Source organism: Streptomyces sp. NPDC050422, assembly GCF_044458665.1.
GTDB lineage: Bacteria > Actinomycetota > Actinomycetes > Streptomycetales > Streptomycetaceae > Streptomyces.
This window is the reverse complement of sequence record NZ_JBITIE010000011.1, coordinates 1-25,623: the sequence shown is the minus strand read 5'-3', so window position 1 is coordinate 25,623 and position 25,623 is coordinate 1. Positions and strand designations below refer to the sequence as shown.

Annotated in this window: 20 protein-coding genes; 15 read left to right on the top strand and 5 right to left on the bottom strand. The window is 71.3% G+C overall.

Features of this window, described 5'->3' with window-relative positions; genetic code table 11:
* Positions 1 to 3: 3 nt before the first annotated feature.
* The 5 genes from ACIBJG_RS18505 (at position 4) to ACIBJG_RS18485 (ending at position 5,142) form a co-directional block, all read left to right on the top strand.
* The gene (locus tag ACIBJG_RS18505) at positions 4 to 1,179 is read left to right on the top strand and encodes a 4-hydroxybenzoate 3-monooxygenase (protein WP_399308583.1); all 1,176 of its coding nucleotides are present in this window, start codon (positions 4 to 6) and stop codon (positions 1,177 to 1,179) included.
* 20 nt (positions 1,180 to 1,199) lie between these two features.
* Positions 1,200 to 2,105, top strand: a complete 906-nt coding sequence (locus ACIBJG_RS18500; protein ID WP_399308582.1) for a LysR family transcriptional regulator — start codon at positions 1,200 to 1,202, stop codon at positions 2,103 to 2,105.
* A 130-nt stretch (positions 2,106 to 2,235) separates the two neighbouring features.
* Complete coding sequence (locus ACIBJG_RS18495; protein WP_399308581.1) at positions 2,236 to 2,793, top strand: quercetin 2,3-dioxygenase; 558 nt, start codon at positions 2,236 to 2,238, stop codon at positions 2,791 to 2,793.
* The gene (locus tag ACIBJG_RS18490; RefSeq protein WP_399308580.1) at positions 2,790 to 3,830 is read left to right on the top strand and encodes an alpha/beta hydrolase fold domain-containing protein; all 1,041 of its coding nucleotides are present in this window, start codon (positions 2,790 to 2,792) and stop codon (positions 3,828 to 3,830) included. Before ACIBJG_RS18495 ends, ACIBJG_RS18490 begins: the two co-directional genes overlap by 4 nt.
* Positions 3,831 to 3,912: 82 nt before the next feature.
* Positions 3,913 to 5,142 (top strand): MFS transporter, encoded by a 1,230-nt coding sequence (locus ACIBJG_RS18485; RefSeq protein ID WP_399308579.1) that lies wholly within the window; start codon positions 3,913 to 3,915, stop codon positions 5,140 to 5,142.
* Between the two features lie 29 nt (positions 5,143 to 5,171).
* Here ACIBJG_RS18485 and ACIBJG_RS18480 read toward each other — a convergent pair whose 3' ends face one another.
* Together ACIBJG_RS18480 and ACIBJG_RS18475 are read right to left on the bottom strand one after the other, a co-directional pair.
* Positions 5,172 to 6,647 (bottom strand): sulfatase-like hydrolase/transferase, encoded by a 1,476-nt coding sequence (locus ACIBJG_RS18480; RefSeq protein ID WP_399308578.1) that lies wholly within the window; start codon positions 6,645 to 6,647, stop codon positions 5,172 to 5,174.
* Positions 6,644 to 7,606: a TauD/TfdA dioxygenase family protein gene (locus ACIBJG_RS18475; protein ID WP_399308577.1), complete on the bottom strand. Its 963-nt coding sequence runs from the start codon at positions 7,604 to 7,606 to the stop codon at positions 6,644 to 6,646. Before ACIBJG_RS18475 ends, ACIBJG_RS18480 begins: the two co-directional genes overlap by 4 nt.
* Positions 7,607 to 8,137: 531 nt before the next feature.
* Here ACIBJG_RS18475 and ACIBJG_RS18470 point away from each other — a divergent pair.
* The 7 genes from ACIBJG_RS18470 (at position 8,138) to ACIBJG_RS18440 (ending at position 17,044) form a co-directional block, all read left to right on the top strand.
* Positions 8,138 to 9,343, top strand: coding sequence for an ROK family protein (locus ACIBJG_RS18470; protein ID WP_399308576.1), 1,206 nt, complete (start codon positions 8,138 to 8,140; stop codon positions 9,341 to 9,343).
* A 261-nt stretch (positions 9,344 to 9,604) separates the two neighbouring features.
* On the top strand, positions 9,605 to 9,676 hold the full coding sequence (locus ACIBJG_RS18465; RefSeq protein WP_359142836.1) for a putative leader peptide: 72 nt from the start codon (positions 9,605 to 9,607) through the stop codon (positions 9,674 to 9,676).
* A 337-nt stretch (positions 9,677 to 10,013) separates the two neighbouring features.
* Positions 10,014 to 11,606 (top strand): ABC transporter substrate-binding protein, encoded by a 1,593-nt coding sequence (locus ACIBJG_RS18460; protein WP_399308575.1) that lies wholly within the window; start codon positions 10,014 to 10,016, stop codon positions 11,604 to 11,606.
* 1 nt (position 11,607) lies between these two features.
* Positions 11,608 to 12,552 carry an ABC transporter permease gene (locus ACIBJG_RS18455; RefSeq protein WP_399308574.1) on the top strand — a complete coding sequence of 315 codons (945 nt, stop codon included), beginning with the start codon at positions 11,608 to 11,610 and terminating at the stop codon, positions 12,550 to 12,552.
* A gap of 5 nt (positions 12,553 to 12,557) precedes the next feature.
* Complete coding sequence (locus ACIBJG_RS18450; RefSeq protein WP_399308573.1) at positions 12,558 to 13,445, top strand: ABC transporter permease; 888 nt, start codon at positions 12,558 to 12,560, stop codon at positions 13,443 to 13,445.
* Positions 13,442 to 15,295, top strand: a complete 1,854-nt coding sequence (locus ACIBJG_RS18445) for an ABC transporter ATP-binding protein (RefSeq protein WP_399308572.1) — start codon at positions 13,442 to 13,444, stop codon at positions 15,293 to 15,295. The genes ACIBJG_RS18450 and ACIBJG_RS18445 overlap by 4 nt, the downstream gene beginning before the upstream one ends.
* Positions 15,296 to 15,412: 117 nt before the next feature.
* Positions 15,413 to 17,044 carry an MFS transporter gene (locus ACIBJG_RS18440; RefSeq protein ID WP_399308571.1) on the top strand — a complete coding sequence of 544 codons (1,632 nt, stop codon included), beginning with the start codon at positions 15,413 to 15,415 and terminating at the stop codon, positions 17,042 to 17,044.
* A gap of 148 nt (positions 17,045 to 17,192) precedes the next feature.
* On the opposite strand, the gene ACIBJG_RS18435 is transcribed toward ACIBJG_RS18440, so the two are convergent.
* Positions 17,193 to 19,484, bottom strand: a complete 2,292-nt coding sequence (locus ACIBJG_RS18435; RefSeq protein ID WP_399308570.1) for a glycoside hydrolase family 3 N-terminal domain-containing protein — start codon at positions 19,482 to 19,484, stop codon at positions 17,193 to 17,195.
* A gap of 128 nt (positions 19,485 to 19,612) precedes the next feature.
* On the opposite strand from ACIBJG_RS18435, the gene ACIBJG_RS18430 reads away from it, so the two are divergent.
* Together ACIBJG_RS18430 and ACIBJG_RS18425 are read left to right on the top strand one after the other, a co-directional pair.
* Positions 19,613 to 20,212 (top strand): TetR/AcrR family transcriptional regulator, encoded by a 600-nt coding sequence (locus ACIBJG_RS18430; RefSeq protein ID WP_399308569.1) that lies wholly within the window; start codon positions 19,613 to 19,615, stop codon positions 20,210 to 20,212.
* A gap of 285 nt (positions 20,213 to 20,497) precedes the next feature.
* Positions 20,498 to 23,497, top strand: coding sequence for a carbohydrate binding domain-containing protein (locus ACIBJG_RS18425; RefSeq protein WP_399308568.1), 3,000 nt, complete (start codon positions 20,498 to 20,500; stop codon positions 23,495 to 23,497).
* Positions 23,498 to 23,590: 93 nt separating this feature from the next.
* Here ACIBJG_RS18425 and ACIBJG_RS18420 read toward each other — a convergent pair whose 3' ends face one another.
* Complete coding sequence (locus tag ACIBJG_RS18420) at positions 23,591 to 24,475, bottom strand: carbohydrate kinase family protein (protein WP_399308864.1); 885 nt, start codon at positions 24,473 to 24,475, stop codon at positions 23,591 to 23,593.
* 232 nt (positions 24,476 to 24,707) lie between these two features.
* On the bottom strand, positions 24,708 to 24,941 hold the full coding sequence (locus ACIBJG_RS18415; RefSeq protein ID WP_399308567.1) for a hypothetical protein: 234 nt from the start codon (positions 24,939 to 24,941) through the stop codon (positions 24,708 to 24,710).
* An 85-nt stretch (positions 24,942 to 25,026) separates the two neighbouring features.
* Between ACIBJG_RS18415 and ACIBJG_RS18410 the strand changes: the two genes are divergently transcribed.
* Entirely contained in the window at positions 25,027 to 25,491 is a 465-nt protein-coding gene (locus ACIBJG_RS18410) for a hypothetical protein (protein WP_399308566.1), read from the top strand.
* Positions 25,492 to 25,623: the final 132 nt, after the last annotated feature.

Sequence of the window (25,623 nt, the reverse complement as noted above, 5' to 3'; positions counted from 1 at the left end):
CTCATGCACACGACCGTAGGGATCATCGGCGGCGGCCCGGCGGGCCTTCTGCTCGCCCGCCTGCTGCACCGCGCGGGTGTCGACTGCGTGGTCCTGGAGAGCCGCGACCGCGCCTACGTCGAACAGCGTCAGCGCGCCGGGATTCTCGAACAGCCCACCGTCGACGCGCTGCGCGAGGCCGGGGCCGCCCAGCGCCTCGACGCCGAGGGGCTGGTGCACGACGGCATCGAGCTGCGCTGGGACGGCCGGTCCCACCGCGTCGGCTTCCCCTCGCTGACCGACGGCCGCCGGGTGTGGGTCTACGCCCAGACCGAGGTCGTCAAGGACCTCATAGCCCTGCAACTCGCGGACGGTGCACCGCTGTTCTTCGGGGCACAGGTCACCTCGGTCGAAGGTGCGGACACCGACCGGCCGACCGTCCACTACACCCACGAGGGCCGCGAGGAGGTGCTCACCTGCGACTACGTGGTCGGCTGCGACGGATTCCACGGCGTCACCCGGGCCGCGATCCCGGCCGGGGTGCAGCGCACGTACGACCGGGTGTACCCGTACTCCTGGCTGGGGATCCTGGCCGACGTACCGCCGTCCTGCGACGAACTGATCTACGCCCACTCGCCGCGCGGCTTCGCCCTGCACAGCATGCGGTCGCCCGAGGTCAGCCGGCTCTACCTCCAGGTACCCAACGGCACCGACCCCGCCGACTGGTCCGACGAGCGGATTTGGGACGAGCTGGACGCCCGCTTCGCCGTGGACGGGGAGTGGAAACTGCGCCGGGGCCCCATCACCTCCAAGTCCGTTCTGCCGATGCGCAGTTCCGTCACCGAGCCGATGCGATACGGCCGGGTGTTCCTCGCCGGGGACGCCGCCCACATCGTCCCGCCCACCGGGGCGAAAGGGCTCAACCTGGCGGCGGCCGACGTCGTCGTGCTGGCACGCGCCCTGGAACGTCAGCACACGACCGGATCGTCCGACCTGCTGGACGCCTACTCCGACACCTGTCTGAGCCGGGTGTGGCGGGCCGAGCACTTCTCGTACTTCATGACCACCACGCTCCACACCGACCCCGAGCAGAGCGGCTTCGACACCCGGCTGCAGATCTCGCAGCTGGACAGGATCGCCGCCTCGCCGCACGCCGCCGCCGAACTCGCACAGAACTACGCGGGCCTGCCCCTGCCATAGGTCCCACCAGGAGGATCTCCGTGGATCTCACGGTCCAGCAACTGCGGTACTTCGTCGCCGTGGCACACGAGCTCCACTTCGCCCGTGCCGCGCAGGGCCTGCGCATCTCCGCCCCGTCGCTGAGCCAGCAGATCGCCGCGCTGGAAAGGAAGTTCGGTGCCCCGCTGTTCCGGCGGGACGCGCGTCACGTCGAACTCACCGAGCTGGGGTCCGAGCTGCTGCCGATGGCCCGCCGCTCCATCGCGGCGCTGGACGAGGTCGTGTCCTGGGCCGAGGAGCGGCGGGCGGGCGGGGCGGTGGTGCGCGTGGGTCTCGTCGTCGGGAGCCACATCGGTTCCGCCATTCTGGGCGAGGCGGCGCGCGCCTTTCCCGAAACGCGTTGGAAGATCCGGCGCCTCGGGTTCGACGGCTCCCTCACAGCGCTGCGGACGGACCTGGTCGACGTGGTCCTCGCGCCGGCCCTGGCAGCTCCCTCGGGCCCGGACCTGCACGTGGTCCCGCTGTGGACCGAGGGCCGGGTCCTGGTGGTCGGCGCCGGTCACCCGCTGGCCGGGCGCGACAGCGTGACCGTGGACGAGGTGGCGGACGAGCACTTCGTCGCGACCCTGGGCGACGAGGCGCTCACCGACTGGCTCGGGCTGCCGCGCAGCGACGGGTTCGCTCCCCGGATCGCGTACGTGGCCGCCACGTTCGAGGAGGTCCTCGACATCTGCGCCGCGGGTCTCGGAGTCAACATCGCCGGCGCCGGAGCGGTCTCCGGATCGCCCCGGCCCGGTGTCGTGTTCGTTCCGGTGCGAGGGCTGCCCGACGCCACGGTCTACCTGCTGCGGTCGGCCAGGGGCCCCTCAGCGGCCGTGCTGGCGGTCGAGGAGCTCGCCGTACGCGTGGCGCGTCGCGAGACGGGAGGGTCGAGTTCCGGTGGGTGACGTCAGGCATACCCCGTCCGACCTGCGAGATTAAGTTCACCCTCATGATGGTTGGGGTAAGAAGTCGTGGCTCCGGGGGAGGCTCGTCAGCAGACTTGATCACACGCGCACCCGCCCCCTGGAGGCACCTGTGACATTCGATCAAGTCCCCGACCGCCGGTCCAAGCCGTCGTGGGAGGGAGTCCTTCCCGGACGCCCCGCACCCTTCTTCCTGGAGGACGGGGACGGCGAACGGGCGAAGCTGTTCGACAGCGTCGTGACGGTCCTGCTGTCGGCGGACGAGACGGAGGGCCAGTTCGGGGTCTTCACCACCCGCCAGCCCAAGGGCGACCTGATCGTCGCGCACTCCCACGAGGACGTGCACGAGATCTTCTACGTGGTCGAAGGAGCCGCCCGCGTCTTCCTGGAACACCCCGACGGCCGTCAGGAGAGCAAGCTGCTGCGCCCCGGCGACTTCGGCTACGTGCCCGCGGGAATCGTTCACTCGTACCGCACCGAAGGCGAGTACAACAAGATACTCGGCGTCTCCACCGGCGGATTCGAGCGCTTCTTCCAGGCGCTGGGTGATCTGACGGAGGAACGGGACGTGCCGACCGTGCCGTTCATCCCCTCCCCGGACCGGATGCAGCAGGCGTTCACCCGCTACCGGAACATTCCCGCCCCGGGCCAGCAGTGGGAGGGAGCGTGAGCCCGCGTACGGAGGCCGATGACCGGGCCGACGCGGAACAGCGCGGCCGCAACGCGACCTTGATGCAGACCTACGTCGAGGGCCTCGCCTCGACCTCCCCACCCGGACCGACGGCGCCCGCACCGGCCGTGACGGTCCTGCGTGATCTGGTCTTCTCCGAGCCCGGCACCACCGGCGGTGAACTGAGGCTGGACCTGTATCTGCCCGAGGACGTGCCCGGCCCGCGCCCCGTCATCGTCTGGCTGCCCGGTGGCGGGTGGCAGCGGGCCGCGCGGGGCATGGGCCCGCATCTGGGCCGCCTGTTCGCCCAGCGCGGCTACGCCATGGCGGACGTCGAGTACCGGTCGAGCCGCACGGCGATCTGGCCGGCCCAACTGCACGACGTGAAGGCCGCAGTGCGCTATCTGCGGTCGGTGGCGCAGGAGCGCGGCCTGGACGCGGAACGCATCGGCGTATGGGGAAGCTCCGCCGGCGGGCACCTGGCCGCGCTCCTCGGACTGACCGGCGGCGACCCGGTGTGGGAAGGGGAGGGCGGGCACGCCGCGCAGTCCAGCGAGGTCCAGGCCGTCGTCGACGGTTACGGCCCCGCTGACCTCCCCCACATGGACACCGATCGCCTGCCGGGCGGAGTTGTCAACGACATCGACCCGTCGTCCCCGCCCTGGGGACTGCTCGGCGGCCCGACGAAGGACCGCCTCGAACTCGCCGCGCAGGCGAGCCCGGTGAGCCACGTCAGCGGGCCGACAGCGCCCTTCCTCATCCTGCACGGGGACGCGGACCTCCTGGTCGGGCCGAGGCAGAGCCGTCGGCTGTTCGACGCCCTGCACGATGCGCGCAGCGAGGCGACCCTGGTGTCGGTCCACGGGGCCGGGCACGGGTTCTTCAACACCGACGCCCTTGAGCGGACGCCGCCTCTGCCCACGACCGTGCACACCACCCGGTGCGGCGAGCGTGCCCCGGAACGGCCGGGTGCGCTCACCTCCGGTCTCGTCGAGCGGTTCTTCGACCGGCACCTGCGCCGGCACTTCTCCGACTGAGCGACGACGGCCGAAGTGGCCCACTCGCGTGGTGCCGAATTGCCCCACGCGGGTGAGCCGCACCCTGCGTAACGTCAACGCCATGCCGAACCTTCTGCCACCGAACGGACCTCAACGAACGCTTGCCCTCGCCCAGTTGAGCAACTCCGTCGGCGACGGCGCGTACTACGTCACCTCGGCCCTCTACTTCACCCATGTGGTCGGACTCGCCCCCGCCAGGATCGGTCTCGGCCTCACCGTGGCCTGGGCGGCCGGCTCCGTCGTCGGGGTACCCCTCGGCCGGATCGCCGACCGCCGGGGCCCGCGGGGAACGGCGGTCCTGCTCGCCCTCGCGACCGGTGTCGCGGTCGCGTCCTTCCTCGTCGTACGGGACTTCGCGCTGTTCCTCGCGGCCGCCTGCCTGTACGCCACCGCGCAGTCGGGCCTCGCCGCCGCCCGCCAGGCGCTGCTCGCCGGCCTGGTCGCCAGGGAGGAGCGCACCGGGGCGCTCGCCCATCTCCAGTCCACGCTCAACGCGGGCCTTGCGGTGGGCGCCGCTCTCGGCGGCATCGCCCTGTCCGCCGGAACCACGGCGGCGTACCTCGCGGTCTTCGCCGTCGACGCCGCGAGCTTCCTGCTCTGCGCGCTCGTCCTGCTACGGCTGCCGTCCGTCGCGGCGGTGCCCGGGGACCGCCGCGTGAAGCTCGCCGTGCTGAGGGACCGGCCGTACGCCGTCGTCACGCTCCTCAACACCGTGCTGCTGCTGCGCATGCCGTTGCTCAGCCTCGGCCTGCCGCTGTGGATCACCGAGCGGACCGAAGCCCCCGAGTGGGTGGTCTCCGCCCTCTTCGTGCTCAACACCGGTGCGGTGATGCTCTTCCAGGTCCGCACCGCCCGCTCCGTGAACGGCATCCCCACGGCGGCCCGTGCCCTCCGCCGGTCCGGCGCGCTCATGGTGCTCACCTGCGCCGTCTTCGCCATGTCGGCGGCGGACTCCCCTTGGGTCGCGTTGGCCGCCCTGACCGGTGGCTCCGTGCTGCTGGTCGCTGCCGAGATGCTGCACTCGGCCGGCTCCTGGCAGCTCTCCTTCGATCTGGCACCGGCGGGGCGCATCGGCGAGTACCAGGGCTTCTTCGGTACCGGCGTCACGGTCGCCCGCACGCTGGGGCCCCTCCTGCTCACCGCGCTGCTGGTCGGATGGGGCACGGCGGGCTGGCTGCTGCTCGGTGGGACGGTGCTCGCCGCGTCGTACGCACTGGGGCCGGCGGCGCGGTGGGCGGCGGGGACGCGTCAGGAGTCCGCCCCCGCAGCCCCCGTCGCCCAGGGCGTCTGAGCAGGGCCCGGCGCCGCAGCCCGGTGGGCTCAGGGGCGCGGGCGGTGACCGAACCGCACCCCCTCCCACGGGGCATCGGCCGGGAACGACTCCGCGCGGCGCTGGCCGGACGGGCGTGCGGCCGCCCGGTCGATCCCGGGCTTCGCGGCTTCGAACCGCTCCAGCCAGTCCAGCAGTTCCCCGCGCAGCTCATCGGCGACCTCCCGGTGCGAGTCCAGCCCGGCGAGGTTGTCCAGCTCGTACGGGTCGGCCGCCAGGTCGTACAGCTCGGTCTCCGTGTAGTGGTCCGCGCCGGGGTCGTTCCAGGCGTCGGCGTCCGGTGCGTCCACCGCGTACTTCCACCGGGAGGTACGTACGGCGCGTCCCACCCGGTCCTCGCTGATCTGGACGAATACGGAGCCGGGCCGGCCGGGGTCACGGCCCCCGCCGGTAAGGGGAAGCAGGGAACGGCCCTGGACGCCGTCGGGGACCGGAAGGCCCGCGGCCGCGAGCAGGGTCGGCATCAGGTCCACCGTTCCGACAGGCCGGCGGACGAGCCCGCCGCCGGTGAAGCCCGGCCCGGTGAGCGCGAACGGCACATGGACGGACGCCTCGTGGGCGGAGCGCTTGTACTCGCTGTTGCGGGTACGGAAATGGGAACCGTGATCCGCCGTCCAGGCCAGCACGGTGTTCTCCTCGGTTCCGATGCTTCGCAGAGCGTCGCGCAGCCGCCCGACCCCCTCGTCGACCCGCTTGATCTGCCCCAGATAGCCGGCCAGATGGCGGTGCGCGCCGCCCTGCGGGGCGTCCGATGAGAGCGCGGCGAGGTCCGGGGGCAGCCACGCGCCCTCGTAGCGCTCGCGGTAGCCCGCCGGAGCCGGGTAGTCGTCGGTCGGATTCTGGTGGTGCGGCTCCAGCAGGGAGAGGAACAGCAGGTACGGGCGGTCGTGGTGGTCGGCCACGAAGCGGATGGCCGCGTCGATGAGCGCATCGGAGCGGTATCCGGGCAGCCGGACCGCATCCCCGTCCTCGTCGTACACCACCGTGCGGTAGGCGACCGAGGTGAACTCGAGCCGGTCCGAGGCGAGCCAGCTGCCGTAGCCGCCCCGGCGGTCCGGTTCCACCGGGCCGTCCGGCTGGTCCTCGCCCGCCAGATGCCACTTGCCGATGTAGCCGGTCGCATACCCGGCCGCGGCGAACTCCCCGGCGAGTGTGGGGATGTCCTCGGAGAGCGGCAGACCGTTGCGGAAGACGCCCGCGGCGGTCGGGAAGCGACCGGTCTGCAGCGCCGACCGGGCCGGTGCGCAGACCGGATTGGGCGTGATCGCGTTCTCGAACAGGGTGCCCTCGCGGGCGATCCGGTCGAACTCGGGAGTCACCCCCGCCCGGTTGCCGTGCACGCCGGCCGTGTCCCAGCGCTGCTGGTCGGTGAGGACCACGATCACCTGTGGGGGCGCCCCGGCGGGCGCCGCCGCAGCGCCGCCCGCCGGGACCGGTGCCTCACCGTGCGGGACGGGCACGCTCACGCGCCCGCCGTCCCGGCCGTGGAGGCGCCGGACGCGATGCCGAACGACGGGTCCGGCACCGCCTCGGGGCTGATGAGGGCGGAGGAGCGGCCGTCGGTGCCCACCGGGACGTCGCCGTCGATGGTGACTCGCCGCAGCTTGCGCTCATGGGTGTCGGAGTCGTCCACGCCGTAGTGCTGGGTGGCGCGGTTGTCCCAGATGGCGACGTCGCCCACCTGCCAGTCCCAGCGCACCGTGTTCTCCGGGCGCTCGATGTGGGACTGGAACAGATCGACCAGGGCCCGGGAGTCGCGGCCGGTCAGCCCGCTGATCCGCTGGACGAAGTTGCCGAGGAGCAGGACACGCTCGCCGGTCTCGGGGTGCACGCGGACGACCGGGTGCTCGGTGAGGAACTTCGTCGAGGTGAACACCTCCTGGTACTTGGCGAGCGCCTCCGGCAGGGCGTTCGGCCGCAGGGCGACGTAGTCGTAGTCGTTGGAGTGGACGGCTCGCAGGCTGTCCGCCAGGGTGCGCAGCTGCTCGGGCAACTCGGCGTAGGCGGCAGCGGTGTTGGACCACAGGGTGTTGCCGCCGTACGGCGGGATGACGACGGCGCGCAGAATGGAGAAGGCGGGGTAGGCGGGGACGAACGTGACGTCCGTGTGCCACTGGTTGGCCCGGCCGCCGTGGTCGGAGTCGATACCGAGCGAGTAGCGGCCGTCGGCGGACGGGACGGTCGGGTGGGCGACCGGAGTGCCGAGCAGCCGGCCGAACGCCTCGTGGCTGTCCTCGTCCAGATGGTCCTGACCACGGAAGAACACGACCTTGTTGGCCAGCAGCGCCGCCCGGACGGCCGCGACGGTCTCCGGGGTGAGATCGCCACCGAGACGGACGCCGGAGATGACGGCCCCGATACGGCCGCCGAGCTTCTGGACGGTGATGGCGGGAGCGGGAGCAGGAGCGGTGGTGGTGGAGGTCATGGCGGATTCCCTTCGAAGGACACGCTCGGCGTGGGCCGCTCGTGGATCCCGGTCAGCGATTAATTCGGGAGCGGAAGTAATGCGGGCGTGTGGCGTTCACCGACGGACGCAGTGCTGTCCGGGAGCGGAGTGTGGGTGATGAGCCGTCCGACGTGCGGTGCGGGGCAGCCTGGTCAGGCGGCGGTACAGCGGCCCGGACACGCGGCCGGCATTGCGGTGCGGCCGGCGCGGGCGGGCCGCGCATCGGTAACGGCCGTCGCGAACATGTTCCGGAGACTCGCAGCGCCCCGCGTCGTACGTCAAGCGCCCGTAGGTGTCCCGCAGGGCGCCGGGCAGTGGTTCAATCGGCGCCTGCGCGGGGCCTGCGCGCCCTCCGTGAAGGCCCTGCAAAACTGCCTCTGAACTGCGGTTTTCCCTGCCGGTCCGGAGGAGTCTCACGCCCTGCCCCGGCACCTGGTGCGAACCCGGAGACGATTTCATGCCGCCGTTACGTTGCGACCGGTCCCGTGTCGCACGACCTGAGGAAGGCCCATGACAGCTGCCCCCCACCTCTTCCGGGCGACCGGTGACGGCCGCCGCGAGGCGAACGCCGCCACGGTGCTGCGCACCGTTCTCGACCACGGGCCGGTCGCGCGCCGGACCATCGCCGATCTCTCCGGGCTGAGTCCGGCCGCGGTGTCCCGTCAGTGCACCGACCTCGTGGGCCTCGGCCTCGTAAGGGAGTTGCCCGAGCTGGTGGCGAGCAGCGGAGTCGGCAGACCCCAGATCCCGGTCGATCTGCACACCGGGGAGAGCGGCGGACCGGTGGCGGCCGGAGTCCACATCGGTGTGCCCGGTTCGACGTTCGGCCTCGTGGACCTGCGCGGACGGCTGCTGGCCCGCCGCGCCCTCCCGTACGACGGCATTCCGCCCGGGGAGCTGCCGCTGCGGATCGCTCAGGGTCTGCGCGCGTTCCTCGGTGACGTGGGCAGCGGCCGGCGCCTGCTGGGTGTGGGCGCGGCCCTCGGCGGCTGGGTGGACCCGGCCACCGGGACGGCCGTGCGGCATGACGCGCTCGGCTGGCATCAGCGGCCGCTGGCCGCCGAACTCGCCCGTAGCCTGGGCGGACTCGAGGTGCGGATCGACAACCACGCCCGGGCCGTCGCCCAGTCCGAGATCCTCTTCGGCCGGCCCGAGGCACGCCGCAGCCTGGTACACCTGTTCATCGGCAACGTGGTCGACGCGGCCCTCGGTATCGCCGGCGTGGTCCATCAGGGCCCGGGGTCGGGGGCCGGTGACGTGGCGCATCTGCCCGTCCCGGATTCCACGGCCCCCTGCCCCTGCGGGCGGTCCGGATGCCTGGAGGCGACCGCCTCCAACACGGCCGTCGCGCAGACCGCCGTGCGGCGCGGGATCGTGCCCGAGCCGGACGCGTTCCTGGTGGTGGACGCCGCGGCGGCCGGCGACCGGCGCGCGGACCGGCTGCTGCGTGAGCGGGCCCGCGCGGTCGGCCGGGCGGCGGCCCTGCTCCTGGACGTCCTCAACCCCGATCTGGTCGTGGTCACCGAGCACTCCAGCCTGGTCAATCCGGAATACCTGGAGGAGATCCGGGGCGCGGCGGTGGACCGTTCCCATGTCTGCCGGGACCCCGAAAGGATCGTCAGTCCGCATGCCGGGACGGCCGTCATCCCCGTCGCCGCAGGAACCATCCTGCTGAACCCGCTGTTCAGGAGCCCGCTGACAGCGTTCCCCTGCTAGGGCCTTTCGTTTGGACCATGCCGGGCTCGCGGGTCCGGTGCGCACACCTGCGGCGTTGTCGTCGGTCGCCAATGCTCCGCAGTGACTCCCTCCTCCGCCCTGCAGCTGCACGCACCGGACCCCGCTCCCTGATCCGGCCTGATCCAAACGAAAGGCCCCAGCCGCTCGCAGAGGACGGGAGGGGGCCGCGTGTCAGGATGCGGACAGACCGGGTTGACCGTCCGGCGACGCCACTGTCATATTGCTCCCGTGAACCCGGACATGCGCCTCATCTCCCGCAGGCACGTCGACCTCTGTCGACAGGCCAGCGCGGTCTGTGCCGTCCACAACTGACCCGGACCGCCTCTCCCGCCGGCCCTTCCCGGGTGTTCGCCGTGCCTCGCTGACACCTCACCGGTGGTACGACTCTCCCGTCCGGAGCTGATTACCCGAGGTCCGGCACCGCGTGACGACGTAGTGCGCCGCACCTCTGCCCTCCCCGCACGGGGGCAGGCCCCCTCTCCCGCTGCCGGTGCCGATTCCGTACGTCTTCGAAGTGCCTCCGAACGGTGCGCGCTTCAAGCCGTGTGACCTCCTCCTCCTCCTTCAATTCCTCCCGCAGCGGAACGAATTCGTCGGCATCCGGCAGCTCCCTCCCTTCACCGTCCCTCACCGTCACAGGCAGGCTTCGATGACCGAGCTGTACTCCCTCACGCCCCCCGGACCCTCCCGGCGCTCGACACTGCGCGCCGCGGGAGGCGGCGCCCTGCTTCTCGGACTGGGCCTGGCGGGCTGCCGCTCGGCGGTGTCGGACGCCTCGTCCGCCCCGCAGGGCGCGAGCGCCGCACCCAAACGCGGCGGTGTGCTCAACGTCGCGGTCAACAGCGACTTCACGCCCGCCCTGCTGTTCTCGCAGAGCGGGCAGTCCCTCCAGCACCGGCTGATCTACAACACCCTGACCCGCTACGACGACCGGCTCAGCCCGAAGCCGGAGCTTGCCCGCTCCTGGACGTACGCCAAGGACGGGCGCAGCATCACGCTGCGGCTGCGTGACGACGTGACGTTCCACAACGGTCGTAAGTTCACCGCCGACGACGTGATCTTCGCCGTGAAGAACCTGCAGAAGCCTGTGCGATCCGCCCAGTTGCGCGCCACGGCCGCCACGATCACCGGATTCGAGAAGCGCGGCGACCACGAACTCGTGCTGAAGCTGGCGCATCCGGTCAACAACCTCTTCGACCTGTTCGAGTTCATGATCATCGCCGATTCGGAGACGGTCGGGGACGCCGTCACCGGGAAGAAGCTCATCGGCACCGGCCCGTTCAGACTGAAGAAGTGGAGCCCCGGCTCCGGTCTGAGCCTCGCCCGGAACGACACGTACTGGCAGGCCGGCCGCCCCTACCTCGACGGTGTCGAACTGCGCGTCATACCGCAGGCCGACGCGCTGATCTCGTCGCTGCGCTCCGGCCAGTCCCAGCTCTCCTTCAACGTGCCCGGCAAGAGCCTCGGCGTGGTCAAGAGCGATCCGCACCTCACCATCAGCGACTACGACACGGGCGGAGGCGCGGTCTACCTCGGGGTCAACACCACCATCGCCCCGCTGAACGACCGGACCGTACGCCAGGCCCTCGCCTGGGCCGTCGACCGCGACCGGCTGCTCGCGCAGACCCTCGGCGGCTACGGCCTCGCCTCCGCCGCTCCCTGGCCCAAGTCCTCGCCCGCCTTCACCGAGGCGCACCGCACCCACTACTCCCACAACCCCGCCAAGGCGCGGGAGCTGCTGAAGTCCGCCGGGCACAGCAAGCTGGAACTGCCACTGCTGCACCTCGCGTTGCCTGGTGACACGGCGATCGCCGAATCGCTCCAGTACGACCTCAAGCAGGTCGGCGTCCACGTCACACTCCAGCCCACCGACCCGGCCACCGGGCAGAAGAAGCTGATCTCCCAGGACATGCCGGCCCTGTGGACCATGGGGCACGGCTTCGCCCAGGTCCAGCCCTCCACCCTCGCGGTGAGCGCCTATCCGTTCAACGAGGCGAAGAACACCTCCAAGTACCGCTCGGCCGCGTACACCGCGGTCGTGCAGGATGCCTGGACCAAGCCCGAGACGAGCGCGGCGACGGCCAACGCCCAGCACGAGAAGATCTCCACCATCCTGCTCGACGAGGCGTTCCTCATCGACCTCGTCGTCCGCGGACAGGTCCAGGTCGCCGCCGACCGGCTGCACGGCGTCACCGTGAACAAGTTCTCGTACCTCAACCTCGACAACGCCTACCTGGTCTGACATGCGCAGCTACCTGATACGACGGCTGCCGTCGGCCCTCCTCGTCCTGCTCGCCGCCTCCTTCCTGATCTTCACCATCCTGCGGCTCGTCCCCGGTGACCCCGCCACCACACTCGCGGGCCCGGACGCCGACGTGGCGACCGTCGCCGCGATCCGGGACCGGCTCGGCCTCGACGCGCCGCTCCTCTCCCAGTACGTCCACTGGATCGGCTCGCTGCTCACGGGCGACCTCGGAGCCTCGTACGCGATCGGCGGGCAGACCGCCGACCTGATCGGGGACGGGCTCGGCGCCACCACCGAACTCACCGTGGCCGCACTCCTGTTCGTCGTCCTGCTCGGGACGGCCTTCGGCGTGCTCGGGGCCACCTCCCGCAGCCGTTGGATCCGCACCGCGGTCCGGGTGACCACGACGGCCGCCCTGGCCGTGCCGCCCTTCGTCAGCGGAGTCCTGCTCGTGCTGCTGTTCGCCGTGATCCTCGGCGTGCTGCCCCCGGGCGGGCGGGTCGCCTTCGTGACCGCGCCCGACCTCGCCGCGCAGTACCTGCTGCTGCCCGCCCTCTGCCTGGCCCTGCCCAGCGCCGCCGTACTCGGCCGCTACCTCAAGGACGGCATCGAAAGAGGGCTCGCCGAGGACTACATCCGCACCGCGACCGCCGCCGGAGTCGCACCGCGCCGGCTGCTGTGGCGCCACGCCCTGCCGAACGCCCTCCCGCCCGTCGTCACCCTGCTCGGCATGCAGGTGGGGCACCTGCTCGGCGGCGCCGTGCTCGTCGAGGCGATCTTCGCCTGGCCGGGCCTCGGCCAGCTCGCCGAACAGGGTCTCCAGCGCCGGGACTACCCGGTCGTCCAGGACCTCCTGCTGCTCCTGGTCGCCGTCTTCGTCCTCGTCCAGCTGCTCACGGACCTCGTGTACGCATGGCTCGACCCCCGGATCAGGTGGGAGTAACCCTGATGACCTCGACGACCGACCTGCTCACCGCAGGCCCGCCCCCGGCCCCCCGCAAAGCGCGCGGCCGGGCCCGCAGCCGCCACCCCTACCGCAACGCCCTGTCCACCGCACGCGCCCGCACCGGCCTCGTCCTCGTCGGCGCGGTGATCCTCGCCGGGCTGCTCGCACCGATCCTCGCCGGGCACGGGCCCACCGACCAGAGTGGTCAGAGCCTCGCCGCCCTGGGCTCCCCGGGGCATCCGCTGGGCACCGACGACCTCGGACGGGACCTGCTCAGCCGGGTCCTCCACGGCATCAGGACCGACCTCGGCATCATCGCGATCGCCGTCCCCCTCGGCGCCGGCCTCGGCTGCCTGTTCGCCCTCGTCGCGGCCGCGCACCCGGTGGCCGACACCGTCGTCCAACGGATCTTCGACCTCCTTCTCGCCTTTCCGGGCCTGATCCTCGCGCTAGCCGTCACCGCGATCCTGGGCCCCGGCCGCCTTCCCGTCGTCCTGGTCATCGCACTCGCGGAGATCCCGGCGTTCGGACGGCTGCTGCGGGGCGGGATCCTCGTCCAGCGGGAGCGGGAGTACGTGACCGCCGCCCGGGTCGGCGGCAGCTCCGGCCCCCGGGTGCTGGTCCGGCACATCCTGCCCAACGCGGCCGACCCGCTCATCGTCCAGATCGCCGTCTCCCTGACCGTCGCCGTCTTCATCGAGGGCGCGATGAGTTTCCTCGGCGTCGGCGTACGGCCGCCGGAACCCACCCTCGGAGCCGTACTGAGCCAGTCCATGCCCTATCTCGCCCAGGCCCCGAACTTCGCCGCGGGCCCCCTGATCACCGTGACCGCGCTCGTCCTCGGACTCTCGCTCATCGCCGAGGCGCTCAACCGGGAGATACGCCGATGACCGCCCAGGAACTGCTTCAGGTCCGCGACCTCGGCGTCGAGTTCACCGCCCCCGGCGGCTCGGCGCTTCGCGCCGTCCGTGGCGTCTCGTTCACCCTGAGGCGGGGCGAAACCCTGGCCGTCGTCGGCGAGTCCGGCTCCGGCAAGTCCACCACCGCTCTCGCCCTGACCCGGATGCTGCCGGGCACCGGCCGTGTCACCACCGGCACGGTCCGGCTGGACGGCCAGGACCTGGCGGCTGCCACCGAGCAGGAGCTGCGCGCCGTGCGCGGGGCCCGCATCGGCATGATCTTCCAGGACCCGATGACGGCCCTGAACCCCGTCCTGACGGCCGGCCGCCACATCGACGAGGTGCTCCGCGCGCACGGCAACCGGGACAAGGCCGCTCGCAGGGCCCGTACCGTCGAACTCCTGGACCGGGTCGGCATCCCGGAGCCGCACCGGCGCTCCGACGACCACCCGCACCAGTTCTCCGGCGGCCAGCGCCAGCGCATCCTCATCGCCATGGCCCTCGCGGGCGAACCCGACATCCTGCTCGCCGACGAACCGACGACCGCGTTGGACGCCACCGTCCAGGACCAGATCCTCACCCTGCTCGCCGACCTCAACCGGGAGACCGGCACCGCCCTGGTCCTCATCACGCACAACATGGGCGTCGTCGCCCGCGCGTGCGAGCGGGTCCTGGTCATGTACGGCGGCACGGTCGTCGAGGACGGGCCCACCGCCGAGGTGCTCACCCGCCCCCGCCACCCGTACACCGCGGGGCTCCTCGCCGCAGTGCCCCGCCTCTCCAGCCCGTCCGGCACCCGGCTCACCGGCATCCCCGGCAGCCCGCCCGACCTCACCCTGCTCGGGGACGGCTGCGCCTTCGCCGACCGCTGCACGCTCGTCGAGGACCGCTGCCGCACCGCAACGCCTCCGCTCACCCGGTCGGCGGGCGGCGTGCACGTGGCCTGCCTGCCCGCCGCGGACCGCACCGAGCCCCTGCCCGCGCCCGCCCCGCCAACCCGCATCGACCGCCCCGTCCCCGGAGCCGTAGTGCTGGAGGCCGACGGACTGCGCAAGACGTACAAGGTGCGAGGCCGGCGGCACGGGGCCCCCGCGCTCGACGGGGTGTCGCTGACCCTGGCGGCAGGGGAGACCCTCGGCATCGTCGGGGAGTCCGGCTCCGGGAAGTCCACCCTCGCCCGCGTGCTGGCGCACGCCCACTCCGCCGACGCCGGCAGCATCCGGCTGCGCGGCGAGGACATCACCCGGCCTTCGCGGAGCGCCCTGCACGCCGTCCGCCGGCAGGTCCAGATGGTGTTCCAGGACCCGTACGCCTCGCTCAACCCCCGCATGACGGTCGGCGAGATCGTCGCCGAACCCCTGATCGCCTTCGGCCTCGGCGACCGGGACCAACGGCAGGAGCGGGTGGCGGAACTGCTGTGCCGGGCCGGCCTGGACCCGGCAGTGGCCGACCGGCCTCCGCGCGCCTTCTCCGGCGGCCAGCGCCAGCGCATCGGCATCGCGCGGGCACTCGCCCCGGAGCCCTCCGTCCTCATCTGCGACGAACCCGTCTCCGCGCTCGACGTGTCCGTCCAGGCCCAGATCGTCGGACTGCTCACCGACCTCCAGCGCGACCTCGGTCTCGCCCTCGTCTTCATCGCCCACGACCTCGCCGTCGTCCGGCAGGTCAGCCACCGCATCGCGGTCATGCACCAGGGCCGGATCGTGGAGACCGGCAGCGCGGACGAGGTCTGCGAGCACCCCCGCGACCCGTACACCCGCGCCCTGCTGGCGGCGGCGCCCGAACCCGTACCTCCGGCCACCCGTGCCGTCCGGACGCAGAAGACTGGAGCACTCGCATGAGCGCGTGCTGCGGCCCGGGCTTCGGTCACCCGATTGGCGGTGGCCCGCGGGCAGGTCTACCGTCGGGTGAGTGAGCGACTGCGTTCACTGACGGCTTGAGTGGCAAGCAGACAACCCATGACGGGCTCCCACGCGACACCCCGGCAGGCTGCCGAATCCCCGAAGAAGGGACGAGGCAGCGGGATCGCCCTACTCGTCATCTGCTCGTGCCAGTTGATGGTGGTTCTCGACATCACCATCGTGAACATCGCGCTGCCGCACATCCAGACCTCGCTGGGCTTCTCGACCGAGAACCTGTCCTGGGTCATCAACGCCTACACGCTCACCTTCGGCGGGCTCCTCCTGCTGGGCGGGCGGCTGGGCGACATCCTGGGGCGCCGCAGAGTCTTCATGTTCGGCGTCGCCCTCTTCGTCTTCGCCTCCCTGCTAGGCGGGCTCTCCCAGGAATCGTGGCAACTGCTCGCCGCCCGCTCCCTGCAGGGTGTCGGTGGCGCGATCGCCTCACCCACCGCCCTCTCGCTCATCACCACGACCTTCCGCGAAGGCCCGGCGCGCAACAGGGCGTTCGGTGTGTTCGCGGCCGTCTCGGCGGGCGGCAGCGCCATCGGGCTGCTGGCGGGCGGCGTGCTGGTGGAGTGGCTCGACTGGCGGTGGATCTTCTTCGTGAACGTCCCCATCGGTCTGGTGATCGTGCTTGCCACACGCCGCTACATCCGTGAGTCCGAACGGCATCCGGGCCACTTCGACGTCGTGGGCGCACTGACGGCGACCCTCGGGATGGTGTGCCTCGTCTACGGCTTCATCCGCGCCTCCGAGAAGGGCTGGAGCAACACGCTGACCCTGGTGGCGTTCGCCGCGGCCGTGGTGCTGCTGGCCCTGTTCATCAGGATCGAGAGCCGGTCGCGGCAGCCCATCACACCGCTGTGGATGTTCCGCGACCGCAACCGCGCCGGCACGTACGGAATGATGCTGAGCCTGGCCGCCGCGATGTTCGGCATGTTCTTCTTCCTGACCCTGTTCGTGCAGAACATCCTGAACTTCAGTCCGCTGAGGACGGGCCTAGCCTTCCTGCCCATCAGCGTGATCATCGCGGTGGGCGCCGGGATCGCCTCCCGGCTGCTTCCCAAGTGGGGTCCGAAACCCTTCATGGTGACGGGCGCCCTCCTGGCAGCCGTCGGGCTGGGCTGGCTGACCCAGACCGACGTCAACAGTTCGTACCTGGGAAGCCTCTTGGGCCCGGTGCTGGTGTTCGGCCTCGGTATGGGCCTGCAGTTCGTCTCGCTGACGCTGATGGCCGTCTCGGGGGTGGCCCCGCACGAGGCCGGCGCGGCTTCCGGCATCCTCAACACCACCCAGCAGGTCGGCGGATCGCTCGGCCTCTCCATCCTCGTCACGGTCTTCGGCACGGCCAGCCGCAACGAGGCCACCGACCAGGTGCCGAAGTTCCTCGCGGACGCGACTCCGGCCCAACTGGCCGAATTCCGCCGGACCGGACAGCTTCCGGGAACCTGGGGAGACCAGGTCCTGGCATCGGGCGTCTCCACCGCGTTCGTCGTCGCCGCGGTCTTCGCCGTCGTCGCCGCGCTGATCGCCCTGATCGTCATCCAGGTGCGCCCTTCGGACCTGGAACGCCTGCGCGGAGACGGTGCGATGCCCGGTGCGGGGGAGGAAGCGGGCACGCAGGCGGAGAGCGGTGCGGGCGCCGGAGTTCCGGGCCCGGCCGGTGAACGTCCGGGTCCGCAGGAGTGAGTGCGGCCGGCGGAGGGTTTTGCGCTACGGCGCGGCGAACGAGGGCCCGGCCGTTTGAGGACCCGGACCCGGTGAGGCACCGTGCCCGCGCCGCCGGTCAGTGATCCTGTGCTCCCGGCTCCGGGGCCGCTGCCGGGCCCCGGTTGGGCTACCCCTTGACTGTGAACCCCGCCCGCAGCAGGGCGGCGTCGCGCGACGACGGACCGACCAGAAGCTCGAACGCCCCCGGCTCCACGATCCGCCTGCCCTCGGCGTCCACGAGGCTGCACTCGGCGACCGGCAGCTCGATGACGACGTCGCGCGACTCGCCGGGGGCCAGCGGCACCTGGCGGTAGGCCTTGAGCTCCTTCTCCGCCCAGGTCACGGAGGTCACCGTGTCACTGACGTACGCCTGCACGGTCTCCAGCACGGGGCGCTCACCGGCGTTGCGGACGGTGACACGCGCCCTCAGCGTGTCACCCGCGCCGAGGACGTCGGTGAGCACCTCCAGATCCGTGTACGTGACCGTCGTGTAGCTGAGGCCCTCGCCGAAGACGAACGCCGGACGCTGCGTCAGGTCGGCGTAGCGGGTGCCGTGCTGGCCGCGCACCTGGTTGTAGTACGTCGGCTGCTGTCCCGCATGACGCGCGAAGGAGACGGGCAGCCGCCCGGACGGCTCGACGATTCCGAGCGCGAGTTCTGCGACGGCCCGGCCGCCGAGCATCCCGGGGTTGAACGCGTGCACGATCGCCGCGGCGCGGTGGGCGGACGGCGGCAGGACGAGCGGCTTGGAGCTGATGACCACCACGACGAGCGGCTTGCCCGTCGCGGCGAGCGCGTCGAGCAGCGCGACCTGGCCGCCGATCAGCTCCAGGGTCGCCGTGGAGCGGCCCTCACCCACGAGTTCGATCCGGTCGCCCACGACCGCGACGACGTAGTCGGCCGCCTCCGCAGCAGCGACCGCCTCGGCGATCATGGCCTCGGACGGCTCCGCAGGGACGACGATCTCCGGCCGCGGCTGCCCGTCGGGGAAGAAGGCGCCCTCAGGGTCCGGGCCCACGGTCAGGATGTCGGCCCCCCGGGCGTGCGTGACGCTCCAGCCGTCCGGCACGTGCTCACGGAACCCGTCCAGCACGGTACGGATCATGGCGCGCGGATGACCGTCCGGCAGCCAGTCCGCCTGTCCGGACGAGCCCGCCCAGTCGCCGAGCTGGGTCTGCGCGTCGTCGGCGTTGGGACCGATGACGGCGACCGTGCGCGGCACGGATCCGGCACCCGCGACCGCTCGGCCGTTGGGACCGGCCCCGAACCCGCCCGCAAGCGGCAGCGTCCCGTCGTTGGCCAGCAGCACCAGCGAGCGGCGCGCCGCTTCGAGGTTCACCTCCGCATGGTCCGCGCTCCCGATGACCGCGGCCTGGCGGTCGCGGTCGGGGTGGCGCGGATTCTCGAACAGGCCCAGTTCGAACTTGAGGGTGAGGATGCGACGGACCGCCGCGTCGACCTCCGCCTCGTCGAGCGTGCCGGCGGCGACCGCCTCCTGCGCGCCTTCGAAGAAGGCCGGAGTCGTCATCACCATGTCGTTGCCCGCGCGGACCGCGGCGGCGGCAGCCTGCGCGTGCTCGGCGTACACGTGCTGCTCCCACACCATGCGGCCGACGTTGTCCCAGTCGGTCACCAGCGTTCCGGTGTAGCCCCACTCGCCGCGCAGCACCTCGTTCAGCAGCCAGTTGTTGACCGTGACCGGCACTCCGTCCATGGACTGGTAGCCGAGCATGAACGTCCGGCAGCCCTCGCGGGCGACCCGCTCGAACGGCGGCAGGAACCACGAGCGCAGCTTGCGCCGGGAGATGTCGGCCTCGCTGGCGTCCCGGCCGCCCTGGGTCTCGGAGTACCCCGCGAAGTGCTTGGCGCACGCGAGGACCGCCGTCGGGTCGTCCAGACCGTCGCCCTGGTAGCCGCGCACCATCGCCGAGGCGAGCTCGCCGATGAGGAAGGGGTCCTCCCCGAACGTCTCGCTGACCCGGCCCCAGCGCAGGTCCCGGGTGATGCACAGGACCGGGGAGAACGTCCAGTGGACCCCGGTCGCGGCCACCTCGACGGCCGTCGCCCGGGCGATGCGCTCCACCAGCTCCGGGTCCCAGGTCGCCGCCATGCCGAGCTGGGTGGGGTAGATCGTCGCACCCTCCCAGAACGAGTGACCGTGGATGCAGTCCTCCGCGACGAGCAGGGGGATCCGCAGCCGGGTCCGCCCGGTGAGTGCGGCGGCCTCCAGGACCCGGTCGGGGGAGGCGTGGAGGATCGATCCCGCGTGCATCTCCTCGATGAGGTGCCGCACCCCGTCCTTCGCGTTCAGTTGAAGCATCTGCCCGACCTTCTCCGGCAGAGTCATCCGGCCGACCAGGTCGGCGACGCGCTCCGGGACGGAGAGGGCGGGGTCGAGATAGGGCAGGGAGGAGCCCACGGGATTTCCTTTCACAACGCCGGTGACGTTCTGTGGACCACCGTACGCCGAATCCCGACCGGGTGGTAAGTATGTGGGTGTGCGACCGTACGCAGGAGTGCCGTTCGACATGACCGGGAGAGTGGCGAGTGACGGGTGAGGCGCGTCGTGGCTACGCGAAGGGCCGGGCCAAGCGTGTGGAGATCCTCGACCAGGCCATGAGCATGTTCGGCGAGGTCGGATACCGGGGTGCCTCGCTGCGCGTGATCGCGACCCGCTGCGGCATCTCGCACCCGGGCCTGCTGCACCACTTCCCCACGAAGGGGTCACTTCTGCTCGCGGTCCTCGAACACCGTGACGAGGTGGACGGTCGGTGGCTGTCCGTCGGCGGTCCGACCGGAGTGGACCGCCTGCGCCGGCTGATCGGCCTCGCGGCACTGAACGCCGAACGGCGGGGAATCGTCGAGCTGTTCACCGTACTCGCCGCCGAGGCCACCTCCGCCGATCACCCGGCTCACGCCTACTTCGTCGAGCGGTACCGCGACTCGGTCATGACCACCGCCGTCTCCTATACGGAAGCCCGCGACGCCGGGGCCCTTCGGGACGGGATCGCCCCCGGTGAGGCGGCCCAGCAGTTGATCGCGCTCATGGACGGACTCCAGACGCAGTGGCTTCTCAGCGGCTGCGCGACGGACATGGCGGGCGTGCTGCGCGCCCATGTGCAGGCACAGTTGACCGTACGACTCTGAGCGGCGAGGGCGGCAGGAGCGGCCACCGGGCCGGAATTTTGCCTTCCGCTTGAGGAGGGCCCGCTGCGGGGTGCCGAACCCCTTTACGGTCTTGTCATGTGCCGGTAACTTCCCAGCTGCAAGAGATTGCAGCAATATTCCGGCTGGAATTTCAGTCGTAACGCACCCCCATCGTCAGGGCCTTGAGGCGCGTCAGGGTTTCCGGCGGGACGGCGCAGGTCCCCGACTCCTGCGTCCTGGACGCCACGGCTTCGCCGTCGCCGTGGCCCTTCCCTGGAGACACCGATGAAACACACCCCTCACCGGCTGCTCAGACGCCCCCTGGCGGCAGCTGCGGCCGCGGCCGCCGTGCTCGGCCTGTTCACCGCGCTGCCGGGCACCCCCGATCTCGACGCGAAGCCCGTCGCCGCCTCCGAGACCTCCACGACCGTCTTCTACTACACCAAGACGAAGAACTGGACCGCCTACAACCTGCATTACGCGCCGGACGGCGGTTCCTGGACCGCGGTGCCCGGTGTGGCGATGGACGCCGCCTGCACCGACTGGGTCAAGAAGACGGTTCCGCTCGGCACCGCTCAGGGGCTGAAGGCGACCTTCAACAACGGCTCGGGCGTCTGGGACAACAACGCCGGCAACAACTACGACCTCGGCAGCGGGAACGTCACCGTCAAGGACGGGGTCGTGGCCCACAGCGACCCGTGCGGGGGAACCGGCCCGGACCCCAGCCCGAGCCCCACCGACCCGGGCGCCAACACCGCCTCGGTGTACTACTCGACGGCCACGGTCGGCTGGACCACCACCAACCTGCACTACCAGCCTGCGGGCGGGTCGTGGACCGCGGTGCCCGGCGTCGGCATGGAGCCCGCCTGTACCGGCTGGGTGAAGAAGACGGTCGCCCTCGCCGCTGCCACGTCGATGCAGGCCGTGTTCAACAACGGCAACGGGGTCTGGGACAACAACAACGGCGGCAACTACACGATCCCCGCGGGTGTCAGCACCGTGAAGGACCGCACGGTCGTCAAGGACGCCAAGGACCCGTGCGTCGCCGAACCCCCGGACACCGAGGCGCCCACCGTGCCCACCGCGGTGACGGCCAAGGCCGACGGGGTGTCCGTCGTCCTCACGTGGGAGCCCTCCTCCGACAACAGGAAGGTGACCAAGTACCAGGTCACCCGGACCGGCGGCACCAAGGGCAGCGTCGTCACCGACGTGAGCTCGACCGTGCTCTCCGAGCAGAACCTGGAGGAGAACACCGCCTACACCTACACCGTCAAGGCGGTCGACGCGGCGGGCAACACCTCCGCGGCCTCCACCGCCGCGAAGGCGGCCACGGGGGTCAAGCCGCCGACGGCCGCCCAGGGCACACCGCTGGGCACCGACCCCCGCAAGGACCCGATCTACTTCGTCCTGACCGCCCGCTTCAACGACGGGGACGCGAGCAACAACCGGGGTGGCAGCCAGGACGTGAAGTCCGGCAACGCCGCCAACAACGACCCCATGTTCCGGGGCGACTTCAAGGGCCTGGTCAACAAGCTCGACTACATCAAGGGGCTCGGCTTCTCGGCCATCTGGATCACCCCCGTCGTCCTGAACCGGTCCGACTACGACTACCACGGCTATCACGGCTACGACTTCTACAAGGTCGACCCCCGCCTGGAGTCCGCCGGAGCCTCGTACCAGGACCTGATCAACGCGGCCCACGCCAAGGGCGTCAAGATCTACCAGGACGTCGTCTACAACCACTCCTCGCGCTGGGGCGCCAAGGGCCTGTTCACCCCGACCGTCTACGGGGTCCGGGACAGCCAGTGGAGCTGGTACTACGACGAGAAGAACGAAGGCTTCGAGTACGACGGACTCACCGTCGACCCCAAGAGCGGCAAGTCGTACTACAACGGCGACCTGTGGTCCACCGCCGAGCCCGCGGGCAACACCTGTCTCAACTGGGGCAAGCCGACCGGAGCCACCTCGCCCGAGGGCTACAGGATCTACAACTGCCAGTGGCCCAACCCGACGTCGGGAATGTTCCCGACGGAGTACTACCACAACTGCTGGCTGGGCAACTGGGAGGGCGAGGACTCCCGCTCGTGCTGGCTGCACGAGGACCTGGCCGACTTCAACACCGAGTCGGCACCGGTCCAGAACTACCTGATCGGCGCGTACAACAAGTACATCGACATGGGCGTCGACGGGTTCCGCATCGACACCGCCGTCCACATCCCCCGCACCACCTGGAACCGCCGCTTCCTGCCCGCGATCCAGGAGCGGGTCACCCAGCAGTTCGGTGCCGAGGCGGCGAAGAACTTCCTGGTCTTCGGCGAGGTCGGCGCGTTCGTCAACGACAAGTGGAACCGCGGATCGGTGAACCACTCCGCGCAGTTCTTCACCTGGAAGGAGCGCAAGGAGTACGACGCCGACGACGCCAAGGCCGCGCTGGAGATGTACAACTACGAAGAGCAGCTCGGCACCGGGTCGCAGCCGACCTCGGACAACGCGTTCCTGAACGGCAACACGTACCACGAACCCGACCACAGCAAGTTCTCCGGCATGAACATCATCGACATGCGCATGCACATGAACTTCGGTGATGCCACGAACGCCTACAACAACGGCAAGGACTCCGACGACTCGACGAACGACGCCACGTACAACGTCGTCTACGTCGACAGCCACGACTACGGCCCCAACAAGAGCAGCGAGCGCTACACGGGCGGCACCGACGCCTGGGCCGAGAACATGGCCCTGATGTGGACCTTCCGCGGCATCCCCACCCTCTACTACGGATCGGAGATCGAGTTCCAGGCAGGCAAGAGGATCGACTGCGGTCCGACCTGCCCGCTGGCCACGACAGGGCGGGCCTACTACGGCGACCACCTCGCCGGGAACGTCACGTCCTCGGAGTTCTCCGAGGTCGACTCCGCCACCGGTGAGGTGGCCAACACGCTGTCCCAGCCGCTGGCCAAGCACGTGCAGAGGCTCAACCGGATCCGCCGGGCCGTGCCCGCCCTGCAGATGGGCCAGTACTCCACCGAGGGCATCACCGGCCAGATGGCGTACAAGCGCCGCTACACCAGCGGCACGACGGACAGCTTCGCCCTCGTGACCGTCACGGGCGGAGCCTCGTACACCGGGATCCCCAACGGGACGTACAAGGACGCCGTCACCGGCGACACGCGGGTCGTCACGGACGGAAAGCTCACCGTCGCCGCCCCGGGCAAGGGCAACATGCGCGTCTACGTGCTGAACGGCCCGGGCATGATCGGCACCGCGGGCCCCTACCTGAAGTAGCGGCGCGGCAGCGGGACTTCCCCGGCGGATCAAGCGCCCCGGCGGGCCGTAATCCTCCGGCCCGCCGGGGCGCGTCCGCGCGTGGCGGAGCGGCTACGAGCCGCTGTCCGCCGCCAGCAGGGCCTCGTGGCCGATCATGGCGGTGGAGCCCGGTGCCGTACAGGCGAAGGCGCCGGCCACCGCGCCCAGACGGGCGGACCCGAGGGCGTCCCGGCCGTCGAGCCTCCCGTACAGGAAACCGGTGACGAACGCGTCGCCCGCGCCATTGCTGTCCACCACCGGTGCGGGTGGCACGGTCGCCGGTACATGGCGCGGGTCCGGGCCGCCGTCACGGGTGAGGACGTAGGAGCCCTCCGCCCCCGCCGTGGCGACCACGGTCGCGGCCCGGCCCTCGCTCAGGATCTTCCGCATCAGCGCGGGCGTGCGGTCACCCGTCGCCGCCGCACTGAAGAACACGAGATCCGACCGGAGCGCGAACTCCCTCTGATGGTCCGCCAGTCCGTCCCAGTCGTGCAGATCGGTGGAGACCGGGACACCGAGCGCCTCGATGTCGTCGTAGAGGAAGCGCGTGAAGTTCATGATGGACAGATGCACATGGCGGGCGCGCCGCAGCCGGGGGAGGTAGAAGTCCCGCGGCATCCGCAGGTCCTCCGGATCGCGGGCGTCGTAGAACGACATCCGCCGGCCCGTCGCATCCACCAGGTTCACCGCGCGGCGGGTGCCCGCCGCCGAGATCAGCGGGTGGAACTCCACATCGCCCGCGGCCAGCCGCTCGCGCACCTGCGCACCGGTCCAGTCGTCGCCGATGCAGTCGAGCAGCGCGACGTCCAGACCCAGCGCACGGGCGCCGAGAGCCACATTGCCCCCGGTGTGACCGGGCCACTCCTCGATCGGGCCGACCATCACCGAGTCGGCGAGCGGGACCGGCAGGGCGTCGACGCGGACGATCGTGTCCACCCCGCTGCCGCCGACCACCAAGACGTCGTATTCCGTTAGTTGTTGGGCCACTGTGCCGCCTCTCCGTTCCCGCCGTGATCAGTATGGCCGAGCCTCCGTACGGATGTCTGTCCCGCCCTCCCGAATGCGGTCGATGAGTTCCGGCCGCGCGCAGTCCCCACTGGTGTCACCGCGAACGCGGACGACCTCACAGCGAAGGACGGTCTGCCATGACCACCAGCCACACGGTCGGCGCTCCCGGCGGGAGCCTGTACTACGAGGTCCGCGGCACGGGGCCCGTCCTCGTCATCACCGGCTCGCCGATGGGCGCCACGGCCTTTGCCCCGCCGGCGGACGCCGCGACGAGGTCGTCGGCCCGCAGTTCGGGCGTGGAGTCCTGCTCGATGTCGTCGAGGGTGCTGCGCGAGATGCCCCGGGGGCCGTGGGTGACGACGGTGTACGTGTCGGGCCGCGTGAGCCACCCACGAACGGCGTCCGTCCGGCCCACCCCGGCGGCCGTTCTCTGCGCGCGACCGGGAGGCCCGCTGGCTATGCTCGGTCAGGGGCCCACGACCTGACACATGGAGGCACCCATGCTGCCGCTGTCCGAACCGCGCGACTTCCCGCCGCGCATCGTCACCGGCGCGTTCATCCTCAACTCCGGCCTGGGCAAGCTCAAGGCGGACGAAGCGACCCAGCAGGGCCTGCACGGCATGGCCTGCACCGCCTACCCGTTCCTCAAGAAGCTCGAGCCCGACCGGTTCACCCGACTGCTGGCCTGGTCCGAGATCACGGTCGGCAGCAGCCTGCTGGTCCCGTTCGTCCCGACCAGGCTGGCCGGGCTGGCCCTCACGGGGTTCTCCGGCGGGCTGGTCGGCCTGTACCTGCGGGTGCCGGGCATGCGTGAACCGGGCAGTCTGCGGCCGACCCAGGACGGTGTCCCACTGGCCAAGGACTCCTGGATGCTCGGTATGGGGCTGGGCTTCCTCGGCGCGGGCGCGCGCCGGGGCTGCGCGGCATCGCACCGCTGCCGGCGGCACCGAAGGTGTGCACACTGACCCACCGGGACCGACCCGCCGGGGGGGGGGGGGGGGGGCGCCGCGGGCGGCCCCCCCCCCCCCCCCACCCCCCCCCCCCCCCCCCCCCGCCCCCCCCCCCCGCGCCGCGGGGGGGGCCCCCCCCCCCCCCCC